General features: G+C 49.5%; 16 protein-coding genes. 10 read left to right on the top strand and 6 right to left on the bottom strand.

Translation table 11 applies throughout. The features are described from left to right. Positions 1–21: 21 nt before the first annotated feature. Together CFREI_RS13025 and CFREI_RS13020 are read left to right on the top strand one after the other, a co-directional pair. On the top strand, positions 22–351 hold the full coding sequence (locus CFREI_RS13025; protein ID WP_027011504.1) for an antibiotic biosynthesis monooxygenase family protein: 330 nt from the start codon (positions 22–24) through the stop codon (positions 349–351). Continuing rightward, positions 344–1,381, top strand: a complete 1,038-nt coding sequence (locus CFREI_RS13020) for a sialidase family protein (protein ID WP_051255735.1) — start codon at positions 344–346, stop codon at positions 1,379–1,381. Before CFREI_RS13025 ends, CFREI_RS13020 begins: the two co-directional genes overlap by 8 nt. 27 nt (positions 1,382–1,408) lie before the next feature. Here CFREI_RS13020 and CFREI_RS13015 read toward each other — a convergent pair whose 3' ends face one another. From CFREI_RS13015 to CFREI_RS13000, 4 genes are read right to left on the bottom strand one after another with little or no spacing between them, the layout of a single operon-like run. Next, positions 1,409–1,924, bottom strand: a complete 516-nt coding sequence (locus tag CFREI_RS13015; protein WP_205618438.1) for a hypothetical protein — start codon at positions 1,922–1,924, stop codon at positions 1,409–1,411. A 9-nt stretch (positions 1,925–1,933) separates the two neighbouring features. Next, positions 1,934–2,581 carry an SDR family oxidoreductase gene (locus CFREI_RS13010; protein ID WP_027011502.1) on the bottom strand — a complete coding sequence of 216 codons (648 nt, stop codon included), beginning with the start codon at positions 2,579–2,581 and terminating at the stop codon, positions 1,934–1,936. 32 nt (positions 2,582–2,613) lie between these two features. Then, positions 2,614–3,576, bottom strand: a complete 963-nt coding sequence (locus tag CFREI_RS13005; protein WP_027011501.1) for a universal stress protein — start codon at positions 3,574–3,576, stop codon at positions 2,614–2,616. A gap of 25 nt (positions 3,577–3,601) precedes the next feature. Then, on the bottom strand, positions 3,602–4,075 hold the full coding sequence (locus CFREI_RS13000) for a MarR family winged helix-turn-helix transcriptional regulator (RefSeq protein ID WP_027011500.1): 474 nt from the start codon (positions 4,073–4,075) through the stop codon (positions 3,602–3,604). Positions 4,076–4,364: 289 nt separating this feature from the next. Here CFREI_RS13000 and CFREI_RS12995 point away from each other — a divergent pair, with 289 nt between their 5' ends. From CFREI_RS12995 to rplI, 7 genes are all read left to right on the top strand, one after another. Beyond that, a complete protein-coding gene (locus CFREI_RS12995) occupies positions 4,365–4,727 on the top strand; it encodes a DUF5318 family protein (protein WP_027011499.1) in 363 nt (120 codons plus the stop codon). A 64-nt stretch (positions 4,728–4,791) separates the two neighbouring features. Further along, complete coding sequence (locus tag CFREI_RS12990; RefSeq protein ID WP_051255734.1) at positions 4,792–6,936, top strand: transglycosylase domain-containing protein; 2,145 nt, start codon at positions 4,792–4,794, stop codon at positions 6,934–6,936. Positions 6,937–7,065: 129 nt separating this feature from the next. Continuing rightward, a complete protein-coding gene (locus tag CFREI_RS12985; protein WP_035111242.1) occupies positions 7,066–8,526 on the top strand; it encodes a glycosyltransferase family 87 protein in 1,461 nt (486 codons plus the stop codon). Next, positions 8,523–8,717, top strand: a complete 195-nt coding sequence (locus CFREI_RS12980) for a hypothetical protein (protein ID WP_027011497.1) — start codon at positions 8,523–8,525, stop codon at positions 8,715–8,717. Before CFREI_RS12985 ends, CFREI_RS12980 begins: the two co-directional genes overlap by 4 nt. 165 nt (positions 8,718–8,882) lie before the next feature. After that, positions 8,883–9,170 carry a 30S ribosomal protein S6 gene (gene rpsF / locus CFREI_RS12975; RefSeq protein WP_027011496.1) on the top strand — a complete coding sequence of 96 codons (288 nt, stop codon included), beginning with the start codon at positions 8,883–8,885 and terminating at the stop codon, positions 9,168–9,170. Between the two features lie 105 nt (positions 9,171–9,275). Beyond that, complete coding sequence (locus CFREI_RS12970; RefSeq protein WP_027011495.1) at positions 9,276–9,899, top strand: single-stranded DNA-binding protein; 624 nt, start codon at positions 9,276–9,278, stop codon at positions 9,897–9,899. Between the two features lie 96 nt (positions 9,900–9,995). Continuing rightward, positions 9,996–10,448, top strand: coding sequence for a 50S ribosomal protein L9 (gene rplI / locus CFREI_RS12965; protein WP_027011494.1), 453 nt, complete (start codon positions 9,996–9,998; stop codon positions 10,446–10,448). Positions 10,449–10,895: 447 nt separating this feature from the next. Here the strand turns inward: rplI and CFREI_RS12960 are convergent, their stop codons facing one another. Next, complete coding sequence (locus CFREI_RS12960; protein ID WP_156907670.1) at positions 10,896–11,126, bottom strand: hypothetical protein; 231 nt, start codon at positions 11,124–11,126, stop codon at positions 10,896–10,898. A gap of 168 nt (positions 11,127–11,294) precedes the next feature. Here CFREI_RS12960 and dnaB point away from each other — a divergent pair, with 168 nt between their 5' ends. Continuing rightward, positions 11,295–12,836 carry a replicative DNA helicase gene (gene dnaB / locus CFREI_RS12955; protein WP_027011492.1) on the top strand — a complete coding sequence of 514 codons (1,542 nt, stop codon included), beginning with the start codon at positions 11,295–11,297 and terminating at the stop codon, positions 12,834–12,836. Between the two features lie 14 nt (positions 12,837–12,850). Here dnaB and CFREI_RS12950 read toward each other — a convergent pair whose 3' ends face one another. Further along, a complete protein-coding gene (locus CFREI_RS12950; protein ID WP_035111235.1) occupies positions 12,851–14,002 on the bottom strand; it encodes an MFS transporter in 1,152 nt (383 codons plus the stop codon). Positions 14,003–14,085: the final 83 nt, after the last annotated feature.

The raw sequence follows: 14,085 nt of genomic DNA, 5'->3' as shown, positions 1-14,085 counted from the left end.
AATAAGGGTAGGCTTATTGATATGAGTATTGTAAAGATTAATGCGCTTACTATTCCTGAAGGCCATGGCGAAGACCTTGAAAAAAGGTTCGAGGCGCGCAAACACGTGGTAGATAATGCCCCAGGCTTTGAAGGCTTCCAACTATTGCGTCCTGTAAAAGGCGAAACTCGCTATTTTGTAGTGACACAGTGGGCTGATGAAGCTTCTTACCAGGCATGGCGTGATAGCGATGAACGCAAAGGTAATAAGGATGATACGGCTGCCCATGATGGCAGTAGAAAACCGGTGGCAAAGAGTTTTGAACTTCTCGAGTTCGAAGTAGTTTTGGGGTCAAAGCCCGAGCATGCCTGAATTGCATCTCGCTGAGGATTCTGAATTCCTTTGCCCCCGGGACGTCGATACGCTAGTCCATGGCGTTATTGAAGTGCGGGCACCAGCGATTACTCAGATTGGTGGCGAACTCCTGGTCGCATGTGATGCGCGAATAGCACCTATTGAATCTGACTGGGAAGCAATCGGTGGTGCCATGGCTGCTGATTTACCAAATCCAAACTCATTGATCCTGGTGAAAAACGGCACTCCAAAATTGCTACGACAAGGCAAGGCGGAACCACAGCGCGGTTTTTCTGATCCCTCGTTTTTGACCGACGGCGAGCGGTTGGTGCTTTTCCACGCACGTAGCGCGGATGTTGGATTCTTTGGGTCTACTCCGTGGACATCCAACACCGACCGAGACACTCTTCATGTGGAAATTGGAATCTCAGATGATCTCGGCACTACATGGAAATTTCAAACCATTACCGGTGATGTATCCGCAGAATACCCAGCGGTATTTGCGACTAGTGGGCATGGAATAGTAGCTGGTGACCTATGGTTGCAACCGGCTGTAGTCCGCGCTGCCAATGGCGAAACACAACATATTACGTGGCGAAGTGAAGACCGGGGCGAAACCTGGAAACCTGGCGCAGCATGCGGACACGATTGTGACGAATCATGCATTGAACTCTGGGATGAAAAGCTCATGCTTTCAGCACGTTCCACGGCAGCATTTCAAAGCGGTGCCTTAGGGCGCTGGTATGCGGAATCCACAAACGGCGGAATTACATGGAGTGATGTGCAATGGCACGAAACACCACCTGCAGCCGCCTGCAATGCGAGTTTCTTGAAGACACCTCTAGGCCTCATATTGGTGTATGCGGAAGCAGGGCGAATGGGAGGAAGCATTGACCTTCGGACAGACCACGGTTGGGAAACATTAGTAAAACTAGGAACTGGCCAACCATTCGGATATTCCGACGCACTATGGTTCGATAATGCATTACACGTAGTTTATGAATCAGAAGGTTCACTACGCAAAGCGTGTTTTGTGACCGATAAGTGATACTTTCTGCGTCCTTGAACTTGCTTGCTAACGCTGGCCAATGATCAGCATAGTGCCAAAGCCAGTCATCCAAGCCAGTGTAAAAGGCATCAACACCCAAATTATCGCCAACCAAGGGCGCCACCTGCCATAGGAACGCCACTTTACATACGTAATCCAAGCGGCCAATAGTGTCCCACTAAGAGCGATAACCCCAGGGATAATTGGGAAGAGAATCTCGTATTGTCTGCTGCAAATCCAGTCAGAAATGCCCGCATCACATAAAGGTCCACCGCTGGTACGAGAAATAATCGCAATAATAAACGCGGTGAGAAATGTGACGACTGGGACAGCAATTGCAAACGCGATAGCCTGTCGAGTGGAAGATTGGTTTCGTTCTAAACGCTCTAACGGGTCATCGGTGATCTGCTCAGATGGTTCCTTTCCTGTAGGCAGTTCGATGGCACGACGCAATTCTTCAGAAATTTCCGTGGAACCAGGCAAATCGTTCTCGGGGTGGAAAGGGAATCGTTCTTCATGATTTGGCTTCTGGGGGTCGTGCATACTTTGACTTTAATGCTTGCGAGGCCGGAGTATAACCTCATTTGGATCACAATCATTTGGTGTATGAAGAACATTTACTACAGCACAGGCAACAGTCGAAGCCCGCAAATACTGCGAGGGATCATAAACCCCATCTTCCTGCTCCACAATATGCTGTTGCATTGGCGTATCGATCCTTCCCGGATGGATACTGGTGACCCGAATTTCTGGTTCTTCTGCGCGCAATGCATCACACCAAGCTCTGGCAGCGAACTTGCTTGCGGCGTATGCACCCCAATTCGGATTTGCGCGAAGGCCTGCTCCGGAGTTTAGGTACACTACATGTCCATTACTTGCACGCAGGGCTGGAAGCAGCTGATTGGTCAAAGCAATTGGTGCATATAGATTGATATTCATCGCTGCTTCCCAATCTTCGGTGGTTGTTTCACTCACACGGCCAAGATTTGCAATACCTGCGCAATGCACAAGTGCATGGACTTTTGACATAGGGGGAAGTTCGTAAGGCTTTAAAAGATCGGCTTTCCACCACGTGATACCAGGAACATCGCCTGGCTTGGTGCGATACTGACCTATAACTTGCCAACCCGCTTGATGGAGTTCAAAGGCTACCTCTAAGCCAACTCCACCACTGGCACCTGTAATAAACGCGGTCTTCATGGTTCTGAGGCTACACGCGTTCACTGAGAGGTTTAGTGAGTAACAGCAGGCTTAATCAGCATTGGAACCCGAATGTGTCGTAATATTTCATTAGTCGTAGAGCCGACAAAAACTCGTTCGAATGGCCCGAGTGGGGTTGATCCGATATACAACAAATCTCCCTTTTTCCATTTCAGTGCGTCAATCGCGCCAGACCAACCTTTACCCGATCCGATCTCGGTTGTTACTGAAAGCTGTGGATGTTTGGAAAGGACAAGATCGTGTGCACGATCTAAAAATGCCAATGACTGTTCCCTCCACTCATGAGAAAGCTCGGCCTCGAAATCAATGCTGTGTTCGAGTCCTTCATTGAGTTCTTCGGGAGCAAAGGTGACGATTCGCAGTGGAACTTGCCAATGGGATGCTAAATCTGCGGCACTATGAATCAATTCAGAAGCATCTTCAAAATCAACAAAAGCGCATGTTATACGGGTAACACCGCGTTTTGAAAGTTTAACGGAACGTGGTGTGAGCCCAAGCGGTAATGGGGAAGAGTGAAGCATTGCATCTGCTGTGGAACCTGCACGAAAACGACCCTTGGGTGCTCCTGCATGAGACCCAAGAACTACTAGGTCGGCCTGAAACGAAGTAGCTGCTTGAGTTAGCAAAGCTGTTTCAGAGGTCCCGTCAAGAAAAATAGAGAATTCCTCATCCCAATATTCTTTGGGGACATCGGCAGAAAGTAGTTCCTTTTTAATAGCAGTAGCACAGGCCGCAGACTTCTTTTTTAACCACTTTTGATATTTATTACCCATCTTATTTAAAGACGAAGTGGGCCATGGTCGAGTAAAAACCATTGCGGCTCGAAGGCATATTGGTGTTGTTCGTGCCAACCATGCAGCAAACTGCAAAGCCTCGGCGCCTGAGGCGTCGTTACGCCATGCAACCAGGATTCGCAAAGGCGCCAGCGCCTCGCCTTTTGAAGGAGGGTCGCCAGAGGCGTGTTTCTTGGGCATATATATTCGAACCTATACTGCGAAGCTATTCCATTGAATCCTCTTCTTCATCCTCGGAGGAGGCAGCAGCATAATTGAGTGCTAATTGCTTAATAAGCGGAGCGATGTTTTTTACAGCCTCAAGTTCATCAGGTTCCAAAGTGCTAAGCATCTCCGCTAAATAGCGTGTACGTTCGGAGCCGACGCGTTCTAGTTCGGTGCGTCCTAGAGCGGTAAGTCTGACTCGCACTCCGCGGCGATCCGCTGTATCACGCAATCGTTCGATCATCCCCCGCTGCTCGAGCTGGTGTAGCGCGTTTGAGGCGGTGGGCATTCGAATACCTTCTCGGCGTGCTACCTCGTTGATGCGTGATGGGCCGTTTTCGGCCAGGCGCGACATGATTGTGAGCTGTGGGCCTGTGAGGTCCGATTGGCTAGCGCGACGGAAGTAAGTCACATACAACTGAGTAAGTGACGGGCGGATAAGAGCGGCAATTTCCTCAGGTGAAGTATTCGACATGGCTTATATAGTACTCCTTAGCGCGCAACAATTAGGAATACCTCAACGTATAATTCTTGAATACCTTTGAAAAAAGTCGAGGTCTTGGCTACAAAGCGGCAAATTTGCTCAACCAAAAAAACTTTGAGTTGGCGGTATAAACGCCCAAATAAAATAGCGAACGTGTCGCATAAACGTTCCACTATGTTCTCGGTTGCTATATAAACAACCGTACCGTTGTGGCACAAAGGGGTGTGGAGAAACCAAAAAAATCAGTAGTAATACTTGCATTGGGCGTTAGACTAGCTGGGTGGTCGTATATCGTAACGAAGTCAGTCACCGGTGGGCGCGTCATCGCCTTCTGGAACAATGGCGTTCTGGTGCGGTAGCGAAGGATGCTGTATGCGATGCTAGTTTCCTTTTAGTTACAGCAGCCCGCTTTCATGGTCGTCCTGCTGGACGAAGCTGCCCAATATGTGAAAGTGAAGAACTCCGCACAGTGTTGTGGATTTTTGGCGACACATTAGGGAGAGCTTCAAATACTGCTCGTAATGAAGAGGAAATCGCAGCGTTTGCAGAATCTGGGCATAATGTCACCGTACATACAGTGGAAGTATGCCCTGCATGTAGATGGAATCACCTTCTAATGGCAAACACCGCAACAGTGGCGTAAAAACAGCCATTATCACCCTTAGTATTGGGTGGGAGGCGAATATCAAAATGGAGTGGAACCCTAGGTGAATGAGCAAAAAGAACAAAGGAAAAGGACGAGGACTAAAGCCAAAAAATCCAAAGCTGGACGGATTATTGGTGGCTCGTTTTTAGTAGTTACATTATTAGCGATCGTCGGTCCTATCGTTGCCTTTATGGTTGCGTATTTGACCGCTACGGTTCCGAAACCGGATGAGCTAGTAAACAAGCAGATTTCGTATATCTATGCGGCTGATGGGTCTACTGAGTTAGCGCGAGTAGTCCCTCCTGAGGGCAACCGTCAGCAAGTGAAATTTGACGAGATTCCAAAACATTTGCGAGACGCTGTACTTGCGGCAGAGGACCGTGAATTCTATAGCAATGCAGGTTTCTCAATTTCTGGTTTTGGCCGAGCAGTGTTAGGTCAGATTACTGGTGATAGTACTGCTGGTGGTGGTTCAACTATTACACAGCAGTATGTAAAAAATGCGGTTGTAGGTAATGACCGCACAATGACTCGTAAGTTTAAAGAACTTGTGTACTCGTCAAAGATGGCCAATGAATGGTCGAAAGACGAAGTTTTAGCTGCGTACTTAAATACCATTTACTTTGGGCGCAATTCATATGGTGTTTCAGCCGCTGCACAGGCATATTATGGAAAGCCTCTTGCTGAAATTACGCCATCTGAAGCTGCGTTCCTTGCAGGTGCTATTCAACGTCCAAGTCAATTGGATCCTTGGACAAATCGCGGAGAAGCAGAAACCCGATGGAATTATGTGCTCGATGGCATGGTGGAAACTGGTGCGATCTCTAAACAAGAGCGCGATCAGCAGGTGTTTCCGGAGGTAGTCGATCCAGCTCAAAATAGCGCGTATACCGAAGCGGCGGGAAGCAATGGTCTTATTAAAAACCAAGTAATCGCCGAACTAGCAGCATTAGGTATTTCCGAAAATGATGTGCAAACACGTGGTTTGCGCGTGGTTACCACGATCGATCCCACGGCCCAAGAAGGCGCGGTCGACGCCGTACATAATATTTTGCAAAATCAACCAGATAAATTGCGTTCTGCTGTGGTAGCGATTGATCCAAATACCGGGGCTGTAAAAGCATATTATGGCGGTGAAGAAGCAACCGGTTGGGATTTTGCTAACGCGGCGCTTCAGACAGGCTCCACCTTTAAAGTTTTTGGTTTGGCGGCTGGACTCCAGCAAGGCATTCCACTTTCCAAACTCTACAGTTCTGCTCCAGTCCAAACTGGTAACGTGACCGTGACGAATGTTGAGGGTGTTGGTTGTGGAACATGCGCGATTCAGGAAGCACTGAAGCGTAGTCACAATACGAGTTTTATTCGTTTCCAACAGGATTTGGAAAATGGCCCTCAAGATGTTGCAGACATGGCACATGCGTTGGGAATGGCGAAGTCTTTGCCAGGAATCCCAAAAACTCTTTCAGAAGATGGAGAATCCCCGTATGAGGGCATTATTTTGGGTCAGTACCAGTCACGTCCAGTCGATGTAGCGATTGCATTGTCAACACTTGCAAATGAAGGTGTTTGGCATAAAGAGCACTTTGTGCAGAAAGTTGAGACTGCGGGTGGCGAGGTGTTATACGAACACAAGGATGATGAAGGCGAGCGGCGCGTCTCTGCTGCAGTAGCCAATAATGTTATGGCAGCAATGTTGCCTATTGCGGCGTATTCCAATGGAAATACGCTTGCTGGCGGGCGTCAATCGGCTGCAAAAACTGGTACTACCCAATTAGGTGACACAGGCCAAAATAAAGATGCTTGGATGATTGGTGCTACTCCGCAATTAGCGACGGCCGTGTGGGTTGGAACCGAAGATAATTCCCCGCTGACCAATGCTTGGGGAGGGTCAATTTATGGTTCTGGGTTGCCAGCACAAATCTGGAAAGCCACTATGGATACTGCGCTTTCTGGTGAGCCGTTTGAAACATTCGGAGCACCATCGGGAGACCTTGGCTACAGCCCGAACCCTCAGGTAGTAGTTCCTACGCAAACGGCACCGGCAACTAGTGCTGATGTTGTACCTACAACAGTTGTGCCTGAAGGTGAACTACTAGTTCCCGAGCAAGAGCTTCCGCCGTTGCCAGAAATGCCGCCAGCTGCTCCAGAGCCAGTGGAAATAGCGCCTGGAATTCGGGTGCCCAATATATTTGGTGGACAGCGTTAGCGCTGTGAGAGTGCGACTGTAGCACGCTCGTTCACGACTCTAGGTCTATCGATATTCCGCCAGGTGTTGTGTTTGTTCCACTCCACAGCACCTGGCTTTTTCAATCAAAAGTCAGCAATCGGAGTTTGTATGAAACCCCCCGCCTCCATACTTGATCGCGACGAACAGCGCGTTCAGCCAGCACGAACTGAGCCAGCGGCCCAAGGGTTTACGGAATTTCTGGGTGGCCCTATGGGGCGCTATTCAGCAATTGGTCGTGCAAAGTTTTTGACGCCGCAGCGCACGCTTATTCTTGCGGGCTTATTGTTCCTGGGAACTGGGTTTTTTACTAAAGCTAATTGCACAATAGGGCAGCGCGTTGAGTGGGGTGTGCAGTTAGACTGGTCGGGGCGTCGACAATATCTTTCTGCGTGCTACACCGACATTATTCCCCTTTATGGTGCAGAGGGGTTAGACCAAGGCGGTGTACCGTATTTTTATTCATGGGTTGAAGATGGCGTCGTGCGCTTTATGGAATACCCTGTTCTTGCAGGGCTTTTCCAATGGATTAATGCTTCAATAACCCGCGCTATCTACCCCATTTTCGATGCCGCGTTCCCCGGGCACCTGCTACCTGAAGCAAGCCTCTACTTTTTTATTACTGCACTGGGGTTGACAACGTTTTGGATACTCTCCATCGTTATGGTGCGGAAACTCGCAGGAAATCGCCCTTGGGACACAGTGCTCATGGCGGTCTCTCCCCTAGTATCAGTCCACGCATTTACAAATTTTGATACTCCATCAATCGCTCTAGCACTCGCTGCAATGTTGGCAGTTCAACGTGGAAAAGTCTGGCAGGCAGGAATCTGGATTGGCCTAGGTTGTGCATTTAAAATGTGGCCAATATTCCTCTTAGGTGCGTATTTTGCGCTCGCGCTGCGCAATAAAGCGCTTCTACCGTGGCTGAAGATGCTTGCCACTACGGCTATTTCCTGGCTGGTGGTTAATGTGCCGCTTATTATCTTGGCTCCAGCTGGCTGGGCAGAGTTTTATCGGCTTAACCAACGTCGCGGATGGGAAGGTACAACGATTTACGCGGTAATTTCACGAATTACTGGTTGGCAGGGGTTTGATGCACCAGGTGAATCCGCGATTCTTAATGCTGTGAGCCTTGCGGCATTTGTATTCTGCTGCGTATTAGTGTTGTTTGTGGGGCTGAAAAGTCCGAAGGAGCCACGTGTAGCCGAACTGATTTTATTGATTCTGGTGGCATTTTTAATGACCAATAAAGTGTGGAGCCCCCAATACTCATTATGGCTCGTGCCATTTGTAGTGCTTGCGGTTCCGCGCTGGAAGTTAGTGCTCTGTTGGATGCTCGCCGAAGCCGCTGTGTGGCCGTTTTTAATGTGGCATATGCTCGGCGTTGACGACAAGGGCATTAACCATGAGCTTCTCGACGCCGTGATTGTCATCCGCGGCGCACTACTACTTACGCTCACCATTATTGTGATTCGGCAGCTGTGGAACCGTAGTGTTGATTATGTTGCACAAGCACATAACAATACGGATCCTACAGCTGGTCCCTTTGCCACAAGGAGCAGATCGTCATGACGAATACAGCCATGATCGTCACCATAGCGAGTGTGTTTCTAGGATTTTTATGCTTTGGTGGTTCGTTCGCGAGTTTTATGTACAAGAAACGACCAGTGCAGATTTGGGGCCTGTTTATTAGTGCCATCATTTTTATTACGGTTATTCCGGTCACAATCGCTGTATTCTGGGCGACACTCTTTGTTTCATAACCTAAATGCGCAGTCCTCTAGGGAAATGTGATTCAGGTAATACTATTTTTTTCCTAGGCATTTGTGGGGTACCTTTGAGAGGTTGCTGACGCAACGACCCTCCTGCCACGCCAATCAGGCGTGGCCGAATTGAGAAACACTAGACCACAGGAGGTGATGAGGTCCGTGCGTCAATACGAACTGATGATCATTCTCGACCCTAGTCAGGATGAACGCACCGTAGCCCCGTCCCTAGACAAATTCCTCGAGGTTGTCCGCAAAGAAAACGGCACCGTGGAAAAGGTTGATATCTGGGGCAAGCGTAAGTTGTCCTACCTGATCAACAAGAAAGATGAAGGCATTTATGCCGTCATCAACCTCAAGTGCGAATCTGCAACCGTGCTTGAACTTGACCGCTTGCTGAACCTAAGTGACGACGTGCTTCGTACTAAGGTTCTGCGCATCGACCGCTAATCGGCGACACAACGGCAAAAGCAGTACTATTATCGCTTTTGCTTCGTTGTAGTAACTGAATCCACTCAGCTCTCGCTAGAAAGTCGCATAGAAAGGCACAAGGTCATGGCCCTCGGAGAAACGAACATCACGGTGGTAGGCAATCTCGTTGCCGACCCTGAACTTCGCTTCACCCCTTCAGGTGCAGCAGTAGCAAACTTCCGAATCGCCTCTACCCCGCGGCGTCGAAACCCGCAAACAAATCAGTGGGAAGACGGCGAAGCCATGTATTTGACCTGCAATGTGTGGCGCCAAATGGCCGAAAACGTTGCCGAATCTCTGTCCAAAGGTATGCGCGTCATTGTTACCGGCCGGCTACGACAACGGTCTTATGAAACGCGTGAAGGCGAACGACGTAGCAACTTCGAAATTGAAGTTGACGATATTGGTCCTTCGCTAACCTTTGCGACAGCACAGGTGACTCGTGCCAGTCGAAGCAACCAAGGCGGCTACGGTTCTCAAGGTTCCGCGCCTGCACAGCAGCCAGCACAAAACCAAGGTGGTTTTGGCGGCGGCTTCAGTAATGCAGGGAATCAGCCCCAACAACCTGCACAACATCAAGGCGGTTTTGGCGGCCAACAAGGTGGCTATGGTGCAAATAACACACCAACACCAGATAACGATCCTTGGAACTCCGCTCCGGCAGCTGGTGGATACGGCGGTCCCGCAGACGACGAACCACCGTTCTAATATGCCGGGAGGCTACGCCCTCCCCCAGATCAACCATTAGTTTTCCGTTGATGTCAAAGACGACGTCCACGGAATGTACAACGAAAGGCAGGGATCATGAAGCTGATCCTCACCGCCGCCGTTGACAATCTCGGTGTCCCCGGCGACATCGTCGAGGTCAAGGCCGGCTACGGACGTAACTACCTGCTTCCACGCGGACTTGCAATTCCGGCAACCCGTGGTGCAGAAAAGCAGGTTGAAAGCATCAAGCGTGCTCAAGAAGCTCGTACTATTCGAGACCTTGACCACGCCCGCGAAGTGAAAGCTCAACTTGAAGCACTGGAAGGCGTAACCATTGCGGTTCGCTCCGCTGAAAATGGCAAACTCTTTGGTTCTGTAAAAGCTGACGACATCGCTGTAGCTGTAAAGAAAGCTGGCGGTCCCGCTTTAGATAAACGCTCCATCGAGCTTCCAAAAGCTCATGTAAAGAGCACCGGCAAGTATCAGGTCAACGTAAAGCTGCACGAAAATATCGCAGCTACGGTGAACTTTGAGGTCGTCGCTGCCTAAGAAGGCACGTGACGGCGGCTAATTTATAGCCCAACGACAACAGCATACAAACGGCCTTACGCCTAACCCTTGTGAATTCACACAAAAAGGCGTAAGGCCGTTTGTTTTGCCCAAAAGTTATTCACAAGTTGGCTCTGAACTGGAGTTTTCAACAGATGTTTCACATGTGACTGTGGATAACAATGATAAAGATGGGAAAACCGCAGGTAGGGGGTGGTTTCAGGGGGTAGCTATCCGCCCGTTTTTCACACCTTTTCCACATAGTTATCCACAGGCTAAAGGCGAGTTATCCACAGGGGTTGCAGCCTGTGGATAACTATGTCGAAAATCCACACACTTGTTAGCAAAGTGTTGTAAAAGGGGCGACCTTTACCTTGGAGTTGCCCACACCATCAAACATTTCGGTCGCGGCCTTGTATGCCTTATAAAGCGATGTTTGCGCGCGTTCTAGCCAGTCGCCGTATTTTCCTGTAATACAGCATCGTCATAGGTTCCAACAGTTGGGGGTGTGTCTGAAGGAGTTGGGGCGTCGTTACTTCCTTCCTGAACATCTTCCTCAACCTGCCCGCGATCACCGCGAGGACATGGGTCGTTATTTGAATGTTCTTGGCACGCCAACCAATTAACTGGATGAATATGAAGCTTGGTAATTGCGACAGGATGATCAAAGCACAACATTGTAATTCCGGAAAACTGATCGAAAAGCGAAAAAGAACCCCACGCAATATAAAAAATGATGGGTAAAAGGGTATCCTGGAACGCTGAAGTATGTTTGTGCTGACCTACAGGTGAAAGTCGGCCAGGCAATGGACCCGGAGGAAAAGGAGCTGGTCATTGAGTGATTCAATGAACGCCAGCTTCGACGATGGTTATCTTAATCCTGCGGGATCATACAACGATTACCCTGCTCCACAGGCTATGGGTTTTGAGCAGGGCGGAATCTACCCGCAATCAGACTACGATTTGCCCACTCCTGCGTTTTCCCGTGACCTGAGCCAGCAACGTCCCCCAAAAACGCAGCAATCGTTTCAACCAGGCGGCCCTGAGCATCCTCCAAATAGGGATTTTGGCAGGCAGCCTCCACACGATAATGAAGCTGAACAGGGTGTTTTAGGTGCAATGTTGCTGAGTCCTTCAGCGATTACGGATATCATCGAGACACTGACTCCAGAAGACTTTTACCGGCCTGCCCACCAGCTCATCTATAAAGCGATCCTTGATCTTTTTAGCGACAATAAAGAAGTCGATGCCGTTATTGTTGCTGGGCGTTTAGATCGCCACAATGACCTTGAACGAATTGGCGGCGCACCATACCTGCACACACTTGTACAGGTAGTGCCAACCGCCGCAAATGCCCGTTACTATGCGGAAATTGTTGCGGAAAAAGCTGTACTTCGCCGACTAGTGGATGCTGGAACACGGATTGTTCAACTTGGCTATGAAGGCACCGAGGGTGCGGAAGTTGAAACTGTTGTTGATATGGCACAGCAAGAAGTCTTTGCCATAGCGCAAAAGCGCACCACTGAGGATTATTCGATCCTTGCAGATATTCTGCAGCCAACCATGGATGAGCTGGATAAGATTGCAGCTGAAGGTGGTTTAGCAACAGGCATTCCCACAGGATTTGCGGACCTAGACCATTTGACCAATGGTTTTCATGGTGGCCAAATGATTATTGTTGCGGCGCGTCCGGGTGTGGGTAAATCTACTATTGCCTTGGATTTTATGCGTTCGTGCTCCATAAAGTCGGGGAAAGCTTCGGTGATTTTCTCTTTGGAAATGTCCAAAGTTGAAATTATGTTCCGGCTTTTGTCTGCGGAAACCTCGATTAAGCTTTCGGATATGCGTGGCGGTCGCATGAGCGACGAAGACTGGGCTAGATTAGCTACCCGTGCAGGTGAAATCGAAGAAGCACCACTGTTTATTGATGATTCGCCGAACTTGACCATGATGGAAATCCGCTCGAAATCGAGGCGGCTTAAACAGCAATATGACCTGCAAATGATTGTTGTGGATTACCTGCAGCTTATGAGTTCAGGGAAAAGAGTGGAATCCCGCCAGCAGGAAGTTTCGGAGTTTTCCCGTCAGTTGAAACTTTTGGCCAAAGAACTCGATGTTCCCCTTATAGCCATTTCGCAGTTGAACCGTGGTCCAGAATCCCGGACAGACAAAAAACCTCAAGTTGCTGATCTGCGTGAATCCGGTTCGCTCGAGCAGGATGCGGACATGGTGATGTTGCTCTACCGGCCAGATTCACAAGATCAAGATAGCGAGCGTCTCGGTGAAGCGGACATTATTTTGGCAAAGCACCGTGGTGGTCCGATTGGAACTGTCCCGGTAGCCCACCAATTGCACTACTCACGTTTTGTTGATTTGGCCCGTGGATAAGCTTTCACAAAATCCTATTCAACTGCTTTGCGTACTACGCGCGCCACTGGGACGATCGATGCAGCTGTGACACATGCGCCAAAGATAAGGCACGTGCTGTAACCAAGCCAGGGCCCTAGAATAGATAGCGCAAATGGTGCAAAGAAACCCACATAGGTTAGTGAATAGAACACCGCAATGAGTGCTCCGAGTTCATTAGGTGGAGCGATCTGTTCTACTTCACGTAGTCCGGAAACCATCATTGTGCCGTAGCTTGCCCCTAGGAAGATAGCGGTGGGTATAAGTAGCCAGGGGTTGAGTGTTGCTGCTACCCCAGCACCTAGCAGTAATCCGATTGTCGCTGTACTTAATCCTACGATCGCTGGTGGTACGTACCCATTGCCTAGTCTTGTGGCTAATGGTTGGATAGCAACACCTGTCAGCATGGTTACCGCACCTATTGCACCAGTGTAGGCAATTGGGGCGGGCGTGGTGCTGGCAACCAAGGATGTCAGTGTGGCAAAAGAAATTGTCGCTGTGCCAAAGACCCAAGGAGCCCATGCCGCAACTGTCCAAATAAATCGCGGTGAAAAGGCTGTTTTTGGGAAGAATTTCCGGTCTGCTGTAGTGATGACTGGTGGTGAAGGGGCGTTCCATACGAGCGGTATTACAAGAACCAATAGCGTGAGATGGAAAAGGAAGGGCCAGATATCTGGATTGGGTATCCATTCTGCAATCAAACCGCCAACCAATGGTCCGCCGCCAAATCCTGCGGAAAGTGCGATTGTTGCGCGTCGTGCGCCTGCTTGGGCTGAGTCAGTGGATACTTGTTTCAGCCATGCTGCTCCTGCGGCCATAACAAATCCAACGCCTGCTCCAGCGATAAAGCGCCCTAATGAGAGTAGCCAATTGGGGCCTACTCCCCCAGCAATAATGACAATTGATCCGATTGCTGAACAGACTAGTGCGGGTCGGATTAAAGCTCGCCGGCCTTTCCTATCTGAAAGCGGGCCGCCAATCAGCAATGCTGGGACTAAACCGCCTACGTATATGGCAAAAATCCATGTGACCTGGGTAGCACTAAGGCCATCGAGACGTTGGTATACGGGCAAAAGAGGCGCGAATATATTGGCGCCAAAGGCGATTGCAAATAGCCCAAGTGCAACACGTAACCAGACTGGCATCATCGCCACCTCCACTCGTTTCTTGTGATGCGGATTACATTATTAAAGTTGGTTCGTGCTTTCTTGGCCAAGCGCTCTACCCTACT

Origin of the sequence: Corynebacterium freiburgense (assembly GCF_030408815.1) — a bacterium.
Taxonomy (GTDB): Bacteria; Actinomycetota; Actinomycetes; order Mycobacteriales; family Mycobacteriaceae; genus Corynebacterium; species Corynebacterium freiburgense.
Note: the sequence above shows the minus strand (reverse complement) of the source record. Positions and strands in the feature narration are given on the sequence as shown.